The 14216-nt window shown below is 63.2% G+C and carries 12 protein-coding genes; 5 read left to right on the top strand and 7 right to left on the bottom strand.

All coding sequences use genetic code 11. The features are described 5' to 3' along the window. Positions 1–155 precede the first annotated feature (155 nt). Positions 156–770, top strand: a complete 615-nt coding sequence (locus NKI99_RS27510) for a 3'-5' exonuclease (RefSeq protein WP_352612805.1) — start codon at positions 156–158, stop codon at positions 768–770. 51 nt (positions 771–821) lie between these two features. Here the strand turns inward: NKI99_RS27510 and NKI99_RS27505 are convergent, their stop codons facing one another. The 4 genes from NKI99_RS27505 to NKI99_RS27490 form a co-directional block, all read right to left on the bottom strand. Continuing rightward, positions 822–1430 carry an ABC-type transport auxiliary lipoprotein family protein gene (locus NKI99_RS27505; protein ID WP_502895168.1) on the bottom strand — a complete coding sequence of 203 codons (609 nt, stop codon included), beginning with the start codon at positions 1428–1430 and terminating at the stop codon, positions 822–824. A gap of 79 nt (positions 1431–1509) precedes the next feature. Further along, a complete protein-coding gene (locus tag NKI99_RS27500) occupies positions 1510–2883 on the bottom strand; it encodes an MlaD family protein (protein WP_352612804.1) in 1374 nt (457 codons plus the stop codon). Between the two features lie 14 nt (positions 2884–2897). Continuing rightward, positions 2898–3719, bottom strand: a complete 822-nt coding sequence (locus NKI99_RS27495; RefSeq protein WP_128303560.1) for an ABC transporter ATP-binding protein — start codon at positions 3717–3719, stop codon at positions 2898–2900. Position 3720: 1 nt separating this feature from the next. Further along, a complete protein-coding gene (locus NKI99_RS27490) occupies positions 3721–4908 on the bottom strand; it encodes an MlaE family ABC transporter permease (protein ID WP_023810578.1) in 1188 nt (395 codons plus the stop codon). Positions 4909–4984: 76 nt separating this feature from the next. Here NKI99_RS27490 and dgcA point away from each other — a divergent pair, with 76 nt between their 5' ends. Then, entirely contained in the window at positions 4985–5968 is a 984-nt protein-coding gene (gene dgcA, locus NKI99_RS27485) for an N-acetyl-D-Glu racemase DgcA (protein ID WP_023810577.1), read from the top strand. On the opposite strand, the gene NKI99_RS27480 is transcribed toward dgcA, so the two are convergent. Continuing rightward, complete coding sequence (locus NKI99_RS27480; RefSeq protein WP_023810576.1) at positions 5939–7153, bottom strand: MFS transporter; 1215 nt, start codon at positions 7151–7153, stop codon at positions 5939–5941. The two genes, dgcA and NKI99_RS27480, sit on opposite strands and share 30 nt — an antisense overlap. A gap of 124 nt (positions 7154–7277) precedes the next feature. Further along, a complete protein-coding gene (locus NKI99_RS27475) occupies positions 7278–8093 on the bottom strand; it encodes a UDP-2,3-diacylglucosamine diphosphatase (protein ID WP_023810575.1) in 816 nt (271 codons plus the stop codon). A gap of 118 nt (positions 8094–8211) precedes the next feature. Here NKI99_RS27475 and NKI99_RS27470 point away from each other — a divergent pair, with 118 nt between their 5' ends. The 3 genes from NKI99_RS27470 (at position 8212) to NKI99_RS27460 (ending at position 12792) form a co-directional block, all read left to right on the top strand. Continuing rightward, entirely contained in the window at positions 8212–8991 is a 780-nt protein-coding gene (locus NKI99_RS27470) for an SDR family oxidoreductase (RefSeq protein ID WP_352612802.1), read from the top strand. Positions 8992–9168: 177 nt separating this feature from the next. Next, a complete protein-coding gene (locus NKI99_RS27465; RefSeq protein WP_352552978.1) occupies positions 9169–11493 on the top strand; it encodes an NADP-dependent malic enzyme in 2325 nt (774 codons plus the stop codon). A gap of 90 nt (positions 11494–11583) precedes the next feature. Beyond that, positions 11584–12792 (top strand): DUF2865 domain-containing protein, encoded by a 1209-nt coding sequence (locus tag NKI99_RS27460; RefSeq protein ID WP_352612801.1) that lies wholly within the window; start codon positions 11584–11586, stop codon positions 12790–12792. Here NKI99_RS27460 and gltX read toward each other — a convergent pair. Further along, on the bottom strand, positions 12710–14083 hold the full coding sequence (gltX, locus tag NKI99_RS27455; protein ID WP_352612800.1) for a glutamate--tRNA ligase: 1374 nt from the start codon (positions 14081–14083) through the stop codon (positions 12710–12712). The genes NKI99_RS27460 and gltX overlap by 83 nt on opposite strands. Positions 14084–14216 lie beyond the last annotated feature (133 nt).

The following is a 14216-nucleotide window of genomic DNA, read 5'->3' as shown; positions in this document are numbered from 1 at the left end:
CGCCTGTGACTGTGCTGAACCTCCGGCACGCGCCGAACCTGCCCGCAGCACGTTTGCAAGCCGATCGACGCGTTCGGGACTTGCCCAAGTCGGATTTCCGACGCACTGAAGTCCACCGACAATACCCGCTGCCCTGACGCTCGAAGGGTGTGATCGTGAAGACGGCAATCATATTCGACTGCGAGTTTCTTTGCCTGGAGGGCTCGCAACGCCGATTCTGGTGCGCGGCACACGACCCCGACCCGGTGATCGCGCAGATCGGCGCGGTCAGGCTTGGACTTGAAGGCGACTTCCCCCTGCTCGGCACACACAAGGCCTATATCAGACCGGTCGACCGGTTTGGTCAGAGATACGCCCTCGACCCGTTCGTCACCAAACTGACCGGCATCACCGAGGAAGATCTGGAGACCGAAGGCGTGGCGCTAGGAGATGCGCTCGCCGACGTCGATCGTTTTTCCGACGGGTCGCGATTCTGGTCCTGGGGCAAGGACGAATTGAACATGATCGCCATCAGTTGCTATGTCGCGGGCATTCAGCCTCCGGTCCCGGCCACCCGGTTTGACAATGCCGTCAAGCTGCTGATCGCGGCCGGAATGCCGATCGAGGATCTGGCGAGAACGCCGAGCAACAAGCTCGCCGATTACTACGGCGTCGAACACCCGCCATTGCAGGGGCACGACGCGCTCGGTGACGCGCTGTCCGTCACCTATACCCTGCAGTACCTGATGAAGACCGGAAAGCTCCGCCCGGAAATCTTCGACCGCTTGTAGGTAGAGAAGCCTGGGGGGATGAAGCTTTGTGGGATTCCGGCGCCCCCGCGCTCAGATCACCGAATCCGTCCAGCTCACGATCTGCCCGGCGGCGTCGCCGAACGCCTTGTCGAGCGCGCTGACATAGGCAGGATTGCCGCTGCCCGAGACGGGTGCGGCTGCGGTGAAGCTCTTGGAGGCACGGACCTCGCCGTTGCGATCGTTCAGGATGCGCACGAACAGGTCGACCTCGGCATGCTCGCCGCCTTCGACGCGCACCTCGAAGGACCGGATTTCGACGATCACCTGATAGTCGATCGCCAGGCCCTCGCCCGGCTTGCCGACGCCGGCAAAGCTGCCCGAGCGCTGGAACGTCTCGGCCAGCCGCGCCTGCACGATCAGCGGCAGCCGGTCGGCCCATTGCGCGCCCTTGAGATACTGGATCGAGCGATCCGACGGCTTGATGACGATGTTCTGGCTGTCCAGCGCCTTGAGCGCCGACGGCTGCGCGATCAGGATCTGCCGGCGGCTGTGGCCATGCGCGTCGACCGAAGGCGCCGACAACTCGAACGTATCGAGCGGCGCGGGCTTGCCGCCCAACGCCGCGCAGCCGGCCAACGTCAAGGCAAGCAGTGCCGCAGCCGAAGTCAACCCGCCCGTTTTCACCCACACAGACTTCACGCGCGATCCCCGTTGTCCCCGGATCGTAAGATCGACCCGCTTTCGCGGCTCATGTTTCTGGGGCGCGCCGTCGCCGAAGTCAACGCCGCGCCCTGCCATCGAATTGCCGAACCTCGCCGTCGCCACCCGAAAGGATGCGCTGCGGATTGCGGCTGAGATCGGTCACCGCCTCTTCGATGCGGCTGATCGAACGGCGGCTGTCCTGCACCAAAGCCTCGACATTCGAAAGCCCCTGTCCCGAGAAGCGCGCCAGATTGTCGGTGATGACGCCAAGGCGGGCATTCAGCGTGTCGGCAACCTGCTTGAACGACTTCAGCGTCGCCCTGGCATCCGCCATCACGCCGTCGGCCTGGCCCGACCCGAGCAAGGTATCGACCTTGGCAAGAATGCCATCGACGCGCACCGAGGCATCGTTGAGCCGTTGCGCGAGCTGCTTTGCATCCTTGATCGTCTGGTCGATGTCGTCGGCCCGGTTGGCGAACTTGTGGGTAACCTCAGCGATGTCGGCGGCGGCCTTGTCGGCGCTCTCGCTGGCCTTTTGGATGTTGGCGAGCGCCGAGCGCACTTGTGCGGGATCGATACCGTCGAGCACGTTGTCGACCTTGGCCAGCGTGCCTTGCGTCCGTTTGGTAAAATCGTTGACCGACCCCAGGGCCGTATCGACGTTCTTGATCACGCCGTCGAGCTGTTTCGACGTCTCCTTGAGGTTACCGGTTACCGCGTCGACATTGGCGACGATGCTCTTGATCTTGTCCTTGTCGACGGCGTTGAGAAGGCCTTCGGCTGCTTTCAGCGTGCCGTCGAGTTTGCCGGAAACGCCTTTCAGCTCATCCGCCAGCGTGCTGGCGGCGGACAGGAACTTGTCGATGCCGTCCGAATTCTTGGCCAGCGCATCGGAGAAGGTCTGGACATTCTGGACGGTCTGCGTCAGCGGCCCGCGAACGTCCCTGGTGAAGCCTTCGAGCTCGGTCAGCACCTTGTCGGCGCGGGTGAAGATATTCTGCGCCGTCTGCAAGAGGTTGGTCACCGCCGACGGGTTGGCGACGATCTCGGCGACCTTGCCTTCCTTTTCCGCCTGGTCGAGGAGTTTCACTTCCTTGGGGTCGGCGCCCTTGAGCTCGATGTTGGCCTGCCCGGTCAGGCCGGCAAGCCCGATATCGGCTTGCGTCGATTTGGTGATCGGCGTCATGCGGTCGATCTCGGTATCGGCGATGGCAACCGTCGGATTGTCGACGTCGATATAGACGCGCTTGACGTCGCCGACCTTGACCCCGTTGAACAGCACGAAACTGCCGCGGCCAAGCCCGGACGCAGAGCCCGGAATGCGCACGCGCAGCAACGTCGTCTCGCCCTTGTCGCCGATGGCCGCCGTCCAGTAGACGAAGGCAAACGCCGCCAGGATCGCGGCCAGCGTGAAGATGCCGACAATGACGTAGTTGGCTCTGGTTTCCATTGTCCCACTTATGGCTATGCGCGCGCCGCAAGATCAAGTTGCCGGGCGCGTTTTCCGCGGAAATAGGACTTTACCCACGGTTCCTCGCTCTTCAGCATGTCGCCGATGGTGCCTTCGACCAGCACTTTTTTCTTGCCGAGCACGGCCACCCGGTCGCAAGCGGTGAACAGCGTGTCGAGATCGTGCGTCACCATGTAGACGGTCAGATCCATCGTATCGCGCAGCTTGACCACCAGCTCGTCGAACTCCGCCGCGCTGATCGGATCGAGGCCCGATGTCGGCTCGTCGAGGAAGACGATGTCGGGATCGAGCGCGAGCGCCCGGGCCAGCGCGGCGCGCTTGATCATGCCGCCGGACAGTTCGGACGGGAATTTCTGCGCTGCATCGGGCGGCAGCCCGACCAGCTCGATCTTGAGCATCGCCAGTTCGTCCATCAGCTTTCGCGGCAGGTCGAGATATTCGCGCATCGGCACCTGGACGTTTTCCAGCACTGTCAGCGCCGAGAACAGCGCGCCGTGCTGGAACAGCACGCCAAGCCGCATGTCGATGCGCAGACGCTCCGCATCATCAGCTTTCTCGATATCGACGCCGAACAGCTTGATCGTACCCGACTGCTTGCGCGTCAGGCCGAGAATGGTGCGCAGCAGAACGGATTTACCAGCACCCGAGGCGCCGACAAATCCAAGGATTTCGCCGCGCCTTATGTCGAGCGACAGTCTGTCGAGGATAAGCTTGTCGGCGAAGGACACGCTGATGTCATGCGCGGATAGCACGATGTCGCCCTCACCCGCGTCCTCAGCCAATGCGCCTGCCCTTTTCCTGTTTCGCAGCTTCATCTCAGAACTCGATCGCTGCGTAGAACATGGCGAAAAGTCCGTCGAGGATGATGACGACGAAGATCGACTTCACAACCGAAGCGGTAACATGCTGGCCGAGCGATTCGGCGCTGCCGCCGACCTTCATGCCTTCGACCGAGGCAATCGTGCCGATGATCATGGCCATGAACGGCGCCTTGATCAGGCCGGCAAAGATGGTGCTGAGATCGATGGCGACGCGCAGCCGGTCGATGAAGGCGGCGGGCGGGATGTCGGAATAGAGCCAGGCAGCCAGTATGCCGCCGCCGAGTGCGGCGAAATTGGCGATGATGGTCAGGCACGGCAAGGCGATGACCAGCGCCACGAGCCGCGGAAAGACCAGGACGCCGATCGGGTTGAGCCCGATGACCTTCAGCGCGTCGACCTCCTCGCGCATCTTCATCGAGCCGATCTCGGCGGTGATCGCACTGCCGGAGCGGCCGGCGATCATGATCGCCGTCATCAGCACGCCAAGCTCGCGCAGGATCAGCACGCCGACCAGATCGACGACGAAGATATCGGCGCCGAAATAGCTGAGCTGATAGGCGCCTTGCTGGGCAACGATGGCGCCGACGATCGCCGACATCAGCACCACCACCGGAATGGCGCCGACGCCCATGCGGTCGATCTGGTTGAAAATCGCCGCCGGGTTGACGGCATGGCCACGGCCGAGCTTCATCTGCGCGCCACGGATGGTGGCGCCGAGGATGTTCATCGAGGCGAGAAAATCGTCGCGCATCTCGTAGACCCGGCGGCCAACCGCCTCCAGCGCGCGAATGACGATGTTGGGCGGTCGCGCCGGGCCGGATTCGGGTTCGCGCCGCACGGCCTCGCCGACAGCTTCGAGCAGGATCGAAGCGATCTCGCTCTGGCCTTGCATCTGGATCTCGACGCCCTTCTTCTCGAAGGCGCTGACCAGCCGGTCGATCAGCCAGGCGCCGGCGGTGTCCATCTTCTCGATCTTGGAAACATCGAGCGCCAAGGTTTTGAAGCCGCTTCGCTTTTCGATCTTGCGCATGTCGGCGTCGATGAGCGCGACGGTCCTTGTGGTCCAGATTCCGGAGAAAGCGCAGCCAAGAACGCCATCCTCCTCGCCGATCGCCACGCGCGGTTCGTGGTCAGCCTCCCCTGCGGTCGTGCCGCTTGCGTCGCGCTTGCCGATGGTCAACATGGCGTCCTGTTTAGCCTGACGGGTCTGACCTGTCGATTTGCCGACAACGGTTGTCGCATAGCAGGAGCAGAAAAATATGGCGCGTGTCATTTCGGTCGAGGCCGAGCGTTTTCCCATCGCCGGAACCTTCACCATTTCGCGCGGTTCCAAGACCGAAGCCGAGGTGATCTCCTGCACGATCGGCGACGGCGGCCACTTCGGCCGCGGCGAATGTGTCCCCTACAAGCGCTATGGCGAGACCATGGAGGGCGTGCGCGACGCGATCGAGGCCATGCGCGGCCGAATCGCCGCTGGCATCAGCCGGACAGCCTTGCTCGATGCTATGCCGGCCGGAGCCGCCCGCAACGCCATAGACTGCGCCCTGTGGGATCTGGAGGCAAAGCTCAGCGGAACCTCGGTAGCAGTCGCGATAGGTGCTCTTCCCTTGCAGGCGCTCGAAACCGCCTACACGCTGTCGCTGGGCGAGCCGGAGGCGATGGCGGCGCAGGCCCGCGCCAATGCCGCGCGGCCGCTGCTCAAGGTCAAGATCGGTGGCGACAACGACATTGCCCGCATCCGCGCGGTCAGGCAGGCAGCGCCAGACAGCCGCATCATCCTCGACGCCAATGAGGGCTGGAGCGACGACAACATCGTTGCGAACCTCGCCTTTGCCGCCGAACAAGGCATCGCGCTGATCGAACAGCCGCTGCCGGCCGGTCGTGACGAGATCCTGCGCCATATCGCCCATCCCGTGCCGATCTGCGCCGATGAAAGCGTGCATGAGGCTGAGAATCTCGAAGCGCTTGTCGGTCTCTACGATGCCGTCAACATCAAGCTCGACAAGTCGGGAGGCCTGACTGCGGCACTGGTGCTGCGCGATCGCGCCCGCGAACTCGGTTTCGGCGTGATGGTCGGCTGCATGGTCGGCACGTCACTGGCGATGGCGCCAGCGGTGCTGCTTGCCCAGCATGCCGATTTCGTCGACCTCGACGGTCCGCTGCTGCTTGCCCGCGACCGGGTACCGGGCCTTATCTACCAGGGATCGCTGGTGTCACCGCCCGATGTGGCGCTGTGGGGCTGAGCGCGCAGCAAGCCCGATGAGCACCAGCCCGATCAAGGCGATCGGGATCATGGCAAAGAAGCCGTCCACGCCGAGACGGTCGTAGAGCGGGCCGGACGCCAGCGTCACCACCGCCATGAAGAAGCCGTTGGAGAAATAGGCAATGCCTTGCGCGGCACCTGTCCGCTCCTCGGAGACGGTTTCGCCGATCATCTTCTGCAGGCCGATCAGCCCAAGCGCCACCGAGACCGAGTGCAGCGACTGGACACCGAAGAAACCGGGAATGCCGAGGCCGAGCGGCCAGACCAGCGGAAAGGCGATCCAGCGCACGATGGAGCCGATCCCCGCCATCACCATGATCGACACGACGGAGAACCGGTCAAAAAAGCGGGTGAACATCATGAACATGCAGACTTCCGACACCACACCCCAAGCCCATAAGAGACCGACAACCGAATCACTGATGCCGATCGATTTCCAATAGATGGAGACGAAACCGTAGAGGAATGCGTGGCTGGCGGTGATGACGCCGACGCCGACGGAAAAATACAGGAAATACGGGTTGAGAAGCTTCGGCGCCGAATGCTGGATGTCGGCGGCCGACAGCGGTGAGGCGCGCCGCGGACGGCCTAGACGCGGCGCCAGCAGGCCGGCGGCAAGGGCCGCGGCAAACGCCGCCAGAATGACAACCGGAACGGCCTGCGAACCGGTTGCCGACAGAATGAAGCCGCCGGCGACATTGGCGCAGAGATAGGAGATCGAGCCCCATTTGCGCATGCTTGTGTAGTTCGAACCGAAGCGGCGGACACCCGAAAGCGCCAGCGAATCGGCGATCGGCGAATGCGGCGTCCAGACAATGGTCAGCGCCAATGAGACCGCCAGCACCATCGCATAGGTCGGCGGCAGGAAATAGCCTGCCGACAAGAGCAGTGATGCAGCCATCAGCGCGACATAGACATCGGCGCGGTCCCTGGCACGGTCGGCCAGCGCGGTCAGTAACGGCGTCGTCACCACGCGCAGGAACATCGGCGCCGCCAGAATGACGGCGATCTGCTCGGCGTGAAAACCCTTGGCCTGCAGCCACAGTGGAAAATAAGGCAAATGCGTTCCGAGCGGCACGTACAGCGTCGCGAAGATCAGGCTCATGCGCAGTTCGAAATGGCGCGGCTTGACGAGTTGTTCGGACGAGAGCTGCGGCAGGGCCATGAATCGATCCAATCGCGCTGTATTCGACCGGACGGCAACGCGTGTCGATCCCTTAACATGGACGAAAACCGGACGAAACCGGTTGGACTAATTGATTGATTCCGAAGCCCGAAAAGACTTCGGACTATGCCGCCTGCCCTACCCGATCTTCGATGAGCAACGGGATAAAGGGCTCGTCCGGCGCTTCGGGCAGCACCTGCGCCCAGGTCAGAATTTCCATGCGGCCGTCAAAATGCTCGACCACGGCCGTACAACTTTCCACCCAGTCGCCGGTGTTGATGTACTGGACATCGCCAAAATTCTCGATGACGGCATGATGGATGTGGCCGCAGATGACGCCGTCGACATGCGAGCGGCGCGCCTCGTCCGCAAGCATGGTCTGGAACGAGCCGATGAAGTTCACCGCCTTCTTGACGTTGTGCTTGGCCCAGGACGAAAACGACCAATACGGCAGGCCGAGCAGTTGCCGCAGCCGCGTCACCACGCGATTGACCAGCATGGCCGCGTCATAGGCATGGTCGCCGAGATAGGCGAGCCAGCGCGCATTGTGGACGACGGTGTCGAACTGGTCGCCATGGATGACGAGCAGGCGCTTGCCGTCGGCGGTCTCGTGGATGGCGCTGTCGGCGACGACGATGCCGCCGAAATGCACGCCCTGGAACTGGCGGGCGAACTCGTCATGGTTGCCAGCGATGTAGGTGATGTTGGCGCCCTTGCGCGCCTTGCGCAGCAGTTTCTGCACGACGTCATTGTGGCTTTGCGGCCAATGCCAGCTCCGTCGCAGCCGCCAGCCGTCGACGATGTCGCCCACCAGATAGATGATATCGGCATCGTGATATCGAAGGAAATCGATCAGGAACTCGGCCTTGGCCGCCTTCGAGCCCAGATGGACGTCGGAAATGAACATGCTGCGGAAAGTGCGGGGCTCTTGGCCGGACATCGCGATTTCACCGTTGCTTTCGCGAGCCTATGCCCCGATTCATGCAACAACCGTATGACGGTTGCGATTGGTCCAGCCGAAGGACTAGCCTGCCGGCCAAATCACAGGAGAAATCGTCATGGATCTTGGTATCCGCGGAAAGAAGGCCATCGTCTGCGCTTCGAGCAAGGGGCTCGGAAAAGGCTGCGCCATGGCGCTGGCCGAGGCCGGTTGCGACATCGTCGTCAATGGCCGCAACGCCGAACTGGTGGCCAAGACCGCCGCGGAGCTGCGCGAGCGTTACGGCGTGTCGGTGACGGAAGTCGTCGGCGACGTCTCCAAGCCCGAGGTGCAGAAGGCGCTGCTCGCGGCCTGTCCCGAGCCAGATATCCTCGTAAACAACAATGGCGGGCCGCCGCTTCGCGACTTCCGCACGCTTGATCGCGAAAAAATCCTCGAAGGCGTCACCCAGAATATGGTGACGCCGATCGAGCTCGTGCAGGCCGTGCTGGACGGCATGGCGGCACGCGGCTTCGGCCGCATCGTCAACATCACCTCGCTGTCGGTCTATGTGCCCATCCCCGGCCTCGACCTGTCGTCCGGCGCGCGCGCCGGCCTGACCTCGTTCCTTGCGGGCGTGGCCAGAACGGTTGTCGACCGCAACGTGACCATCAACAGTCTTTTGCCGGGCAAGCTCGACACCGACCGGCTGCGCGGCCCGCATGAAGCCGGCAGTGTCGAAAGCCCTGAGGCCGCAGCCGCGCGCAAGACCCGCATCAGCGCCGACGTTCCGGCCAAGCGGCTCGGTACGCCGGAGGAATTCGGCCAGATCTGCGCCTTCCTGTGCTCGGTCCATGCCGGCTATCTGACCGGGCAGAACATACCGGTCGATGGTGGTCTCTACGTCAGCGCATTCTGATCAACTTGTCCGTGAAACTGCAGGAATCGTCTGTCAGAAAATCAAGATAAGCATCTGATTAATTGTGGCTTTCGACGCGCCGCCGGGTAAAGCTCTCGGCGCGTCAATTAGCGTCGCGAAAAACCACGGCTGCATGCTAAAAGGGAATCTCCAGCCAGATTTCGAGGGAGCGGCCGCATGGAAGGCGAGAGCAAAAAGACGGCACGTTCGGACCTCGACGAAGCCGCCCTCTACTTCCACAAGCACCCAAGGCCGGGAAAACTCGAGATACAGGCGACCAAGCCGCTCGGCAATCAGCGCGACCTGGCGCTCGCCTATTCGCCTGGCGTCGCCGCCCCATGCCTGGAAATCCGCGACGATCCGGCGACCGCCGCCGACTATACCGCGCGCGCCAATCTTGTCGGCGTCGTCACCAACGGATCGGCCGTTCTCGGCCTCGGCAATATCGGCCCGCTGGCCTCCAAACCGGTCATGGAAGGCAAGGCCGTCCTGTTCAAGAAGTTTGCCGGCATCGATGTCTTCGACATAGAGATCGACGCGCCCGGTATCGAGCGCATGGTCGAGACGATCTCGGCCCTGGAGCCGACCTTCGGCGGCATCAACCTCGAGGACATCAAGGCGCCGGAATGTTTCGAGGTCGAGGAGCAGTTGAAGGCCCGCATGGCCATACCGGTCTTTCACGACGACCAGCACGGCACCGCCATCATTGTCGCCGCCGCCGTGCTCAACGGGCTGGAATTCGCCGGAAAAACCATATCGGACATCAAGATCGTCACCTCCGGCGCCGGGGCTGCCGCCCTTGCCTGTCTCAACCTCCTGGTCTCGCTCGGCGCCAAAGTCGAAAACATCTGGGTCACCGACCGTTTCGGCGTTGCCTACAAGGGCCGCACTGATGAGATGGATCGCTGGAAAGACCCTTATGTAAAGGACACCGAGGCGCGCACGCTGGCCGACGTCATATCGGGCGCCGATGTCTTCCTCGGCTTGTCGGCGGCAGGCGTGCTGAAGCCGGAACTGCTTGAGCACATGGCGCCAAAACCGCTGATCCTGGCGCTGGCCAACCCCAATCCCGAGATCATGCCGGAAACGGCGCGTGCGGCGCGTCCCGATGCGATGATCTGCACAGGCAGGTCTGATTTTCCTAATCAGGTCAACAACGTACTTTGTTTTCCTTACATATTTCGCGGCGCGCTCGACTGTGGTGCCAGCGCTATCAACGAGGAGATGAAGATGGCGGCGGTGCGGGCGATCGCAGCGCTAGCACGCGAAGAGCCATCCGATGTCGCGGCACGCGCCTATTCCGGCGAGACGCCGATCTTCGGCCCTGAATTCCTGATCCCTTCGCCCTTCGATCCGCGCCTGATCCTGCGCATAGCGCCCGCGGTCGCCAAGGCAGCCTGCGACACCGGTGTCGCGACGCGGCCGATCACCGACTTCGCCGCCTATATCGACAAGCTGAACCGCTTCGTCTTCCGCTCCGGCCTGGTGATGAAGCCGGTGTTCTCCTCCGCCAAGGCATCGAGCGCCAAGCGCGTCATCTATGCCGACGGCGAGGATGAGCGCGTGTTGCGCGCCGCCCAGGTGGTGCTCGAGGAAGGCATCGCCGAGCCGATCCTGATCGGCCGCCCGCACGTCATCGAGGTGCGCCTGAAGCGCTACGGCTTGCGCATCAAGCCCGGTGTCGATTTCGGCCTGATCAACCCGGAAGACGATCCGCGCTACCGCCATTATGTCGACCTTTTGATCGAACTCGCCGGCCGGCGTGGCGTGACGACGGAGGCCGCGCGCACCATGGTGCGCACCGACAACACGGTAATCGCAGCGCTTGCGCTGAAGCGCGGCGATGCCGATGCCATGGTCTGCGGCCTCGAAGGCCGCTTCGAGCGGCATCTGCGCAACGTCACCTTGATCATCGGCCCCCGCGCCGGCATCAAGGACCACGACCTGTCGACGCTTTCCATGCTGATCTCGCAGCGCGGCATCATCTTCCTGACCGACACCCACGTCTCCGTCGACCCGACGGCGGAAGAAATCGCCGAAATGACCGTGCTGGCGGCGGAAGAAATCCAGCGCTTCGGCATCGAGCCTAAGGCAGCGCTCTTGTCGCATTCCGATTTCGGCTCGCGCGATTCGCCCAGTGCCCTGAAGATGCGGCAAGCAGCGGCGATCCTGGCGCGCATCGCGCCTGACCTTGAATGCGATGGCGAGATGCATGCGGACACTGCTCTGTCGGAGCACCTGCGCCAGCGCGTGTATCCCCATTCGAGGCTGAAGGGCGAAGCCAATTTGCTGGTGTTCCCCAACCTCGATTCGGCCAACATCACGCTGACGGCGCTCAGAACCATGACGGATGCGCTACACGTCGGGCCGATCCTGCTCGGCACCGACATGCCGGCGCATATATTGACGCCGTCCGTCACCTCGCGCGGCGTCGTCAACATGACGGCGCTTGCCGTGGTCGAAGCCGCCCACAAGGCACAGGCGGTCGTCAATCTGGGCTGAACACGGATTTCGCGGTAAACTGCAGTTAACCGCGAACACGGTAGCCTTGCGGGGCTAACAGTCGGGATTTGGCAGGCGGAGTTTGGGCGGATGGCAAGCGGAGGGTGGAAGCAGGCGCATGCTGCCGTGCTGCTTGGCCTCCTGTTGTCTGCAACCTGGGGGGTGGCCGAGCCACAGGCTGCTTCGCGGGTCTGCCGCCAGCTGGAAGCCGATCTTGCCGCGTCCTCGCGCGGCGGCGGTCCGGCGCTGATCCGGAAATACGATTCCGCAATTGCCAGGCAGCATGAACAGATTTCGAAGGCTCGCAGCCAGGCGAGCCGGGCCGGGTGCGGTTTTTCGCTGTTTGGTCGCAACCTCAATCAATGCGCCGGACTCAACGCCACGATCGACCGCATGAATGCCAATCTCGACGCCTTGCAGAACAAGCGCGAGCGGCTGGCCGGCGGCGGCTCTCGCCGCGACCGCGGACGCATCCTGGCGGCGCTTGACGCCAATGGCTGCCGCGACGACATCGTAGCGCCTCGGCGGACGCCTTTGCAGGAAGCCAACCGCGACGGCGGCAGCGCAAACCTGTTCAATCAGCTTTTTGGCGGCAACAGCCAGCAACTCGATATGCTTGATGAGCCTAGCCCGCCCGACGATCCAGGCGAGGAGCGCAATGTCCGCCGGGTGCTCAACCAGCCCGGCATACCCGATTTTCCGAGCGTCGGCGGTGAGTTCCACACCTCCTGTGTGCGCACCTGCGACGGCTACTTCTTCCCGATGTCGAACTCAGCCTCGGCTGGCGATTTCGAACGTGACCAGAAGAATTGCGAATCGAGCTGCCCCGGCACCGAAATGCAGGTTTTCTACTCGCGCGGCATGGGCGACGATTCGGCCTCGATGACGTCATCTGTCACCGGCCGGCCCTACAGTGAATTGCCGACCGCCTATCTCTACAAGCAGCCCGATATGTCGCGGCCGCCGGCTTGCGGCTGCAACGCCGCCGCGCAGGGTTTTCAGATCATCGCCGGCAACCCGCCGAATCCGGAACAGTTGCAACCCGAGACGGACTCCGCACCGTTCATTCCGGTGCCGATCTCCAAACCGGATCCAGGTGCCGATCCCGAAACGCTGGCCAATCAGGAAGGCGGGCTCGACCGCGAGACGATCAAGGGGGTTTCCGCCAAGCCGGTGACGTCGCCGATATCAGCCTTGCCGCCGGAACAGCGGAAGGTCAGGGTCGTCGGGCCAACGTTCCTTCCCGACCCATCAGCGGCAATAGATCTGCAAGCTCCGGCCCCGAAGGCAGTCCGGTAAGGGCTGTTCTGAGCGGCATGAACAACGCCTTGCCCTTGCGGCCGGTCGCTTCCCTGATCTTGCCCGTCCAGTCCTTCCAGATCGTCGCGGTCCAGGGTTCCTCCGGCAACAGGTCGAACGCCTGTCGAAGAAAGTCGCGGTCCTCATCGGAAAATTCCGGCGTCTCCTGAGGCCCTTCGCGCAGGATGCGCCACCAGTTGACCGCATCGGCCAGCCTGTCGAGATTGCCGCGCACCGCCAGCCAGAACGGTTCGGCCTGATCGCCGGAGACGCCGAGCACGATCAGACGGTCTTGTGCCTCGGCGAACGGCATGTGGTGCAGCAGCGACCGGTTGAGCACGAACAGCTCGTCCGGATCGAACTTGGCGGCGGATTTCGATGTCGCCGCCGGATCGAAGCGTTCGGCGAGTTCGCCCATCGTCGGCACCGCCGCGACATTCTCCGAAGTGCCTACCAGGACGGCCAATGATGTGACGGCCATCGGCTCGATGCCGTCCTCGCGCAGGCTCTCGATGGAGAGTGCGCCGGTGCGCTTCGACAAGCCCTCGCCCGATGCGGTGGTCAGGAGATTATGGTGGCCGAACAGTGGCGGCTCGGCAGCCAGCGCCTGGAACAGGGCGATCTGCACGCCGGTGTTGGTGACGTGGTCGTCGCCCCGGATGATATGGCTGACGCCCATCTCGATGTCGTCGACGACAGAAGGCAGCGTGTAGAGATAGGTGCCGTCCTCGCGTATCAGGACCGGATCGGAAAGCGAGGCCAGATCGACGGTTTCCTCGCCGCGCACCAGGTCGTTCCAGTGGATTTCGGTGCGTTCCGGCTGTTGTGGATCGCCTGAGAAATTGGGGAGGAGAAACCGCCAGTGCGGCTGGCGGCCATCGGCCTGGTATTCGGCGATCTGCTCGTGCGTCAGGGTCAACGCCTCGCGGCCATAGACCGGCGGCAGGCCGCGCGTGCGGCGCACCTTGCGCCTGAGATCGAGTTCCTCCGGCGTTTCATAGCAGGCATAGAGAACGCCTGCCGCCTTCAACCTCTCGACCGCGGCGTCATAGATTTCGAAGCGCCGCGACTGGTACTCGGTGGCGTCGGGAAAAATGCCCAACCAATGCAGGTCGTAGAGGATGGCGTCGGAAAACTCCTGCTTCGAGCGCGCAATGTCGGTGTCGTCGAAGCGCTGGATGAATCGGCCCTTGTTGTTCATGGCGAACAGCCAGTTGAACAGAGCCGTGCGCGCATTGCCGATGTGAATGCGGCCGGTCGGCGACGGGGCGAAACGAACGGTAACTGTCATGAACGGGGCGTACCGGATGCTTTTGTGGTTGACAAGACGCGCCCCCGCGCTGGCCGGCAGACATAGAACATGGCGGCTGGAATGAAAAGACCGGACGGTGGACGCCTCCGACGGCGCCCAGGCCGGCGGTGCC

Origin of the sequence: Mesorhizobium sp. M0239 (assembly GCF_040321815.1) — a bacterium.
GTDB lineage: Bacteria > Pseudomonadota > Alphaproteobacteria > Rhizobiales > Rhizobiaceae > Mesorhizobium.
This window is presented reverse-complemented; position numbering and strand designations above follow the sequence as displayed.

Bases quoted from the DNA above. Each gene is read 5' to 3' on its own strand.
- NKI99_RS27500 (WP_352612804.1), bottom strand. From the start codon at position 2,883: ATGGAAACCAGAGCCAACTACGTCATTGTCGGCATCTTCACGCTGGCC.
- NKI99_RS27495 (WP_128303560.1), bottom strand. From the start codon at position 3,719: ATGAAGCTGCGAAACAGGAAAAGGGCAGGCGCATTGGCTGAGGACGCG.
- NKI99_RS27490 (WP_023810578.1), bottom strand. From the start codon at position 4,908: ATGTTGACCATCGGCAAGCGCGACGCAAGCGGCACGACCGCAGGGGAG.
- dgcA (WP_023810577.1), top strand. From the start codon at position 4,985: ATGGCGCGTGTCATTTCGGTCGAGGCCGAGCGTTTTCCCATCGCCGGA.
- NKI99_RS27480 (WP_023810576.1), bottom strand. From the start codon at position 7,153: ATGGCCCTGCCGCAGCTCTCGTCCGAACAACTCGTCAAGCCGCGCCAT.
- NKI99_RS27475 (WP_023810575.1), bottom strand. From the start codon at position 8,093: ATGTCCGGCCAAGAGCCCCGCACTTTCCGCAGCATGTTCATTTCCGAC.
- NKI99_RS27470 (WP_352612802.1), top strand. From the start codon at position 8,212: ATGGATCTTGGTATCCGCGGAAAGAAGGCCATCGTCTGCGCTTCGAGC.
- NKI99_RS27465 (WP_352552978.1), top strand. From the start codon at position 9,169: ATGGAAGGCGAGAGCAAAAAGACGGCACGTTCGGACCTCGACGAAGCC.
- NKI99_RS27460 (WP_352612801.1), top strand. From the start codon at position 11,584: ATGGCAAGCGGAGGGTGGAAGCAGGCGCATGCTGCCGTGCTGCTTGGC.
- gltX (WP_352612800.1), bottom strand. From the start codon at position 14,083: ATGACAGTTACCGTTCGTTTCGCCCCGTCGCCGACCGGCCGCATTCAC.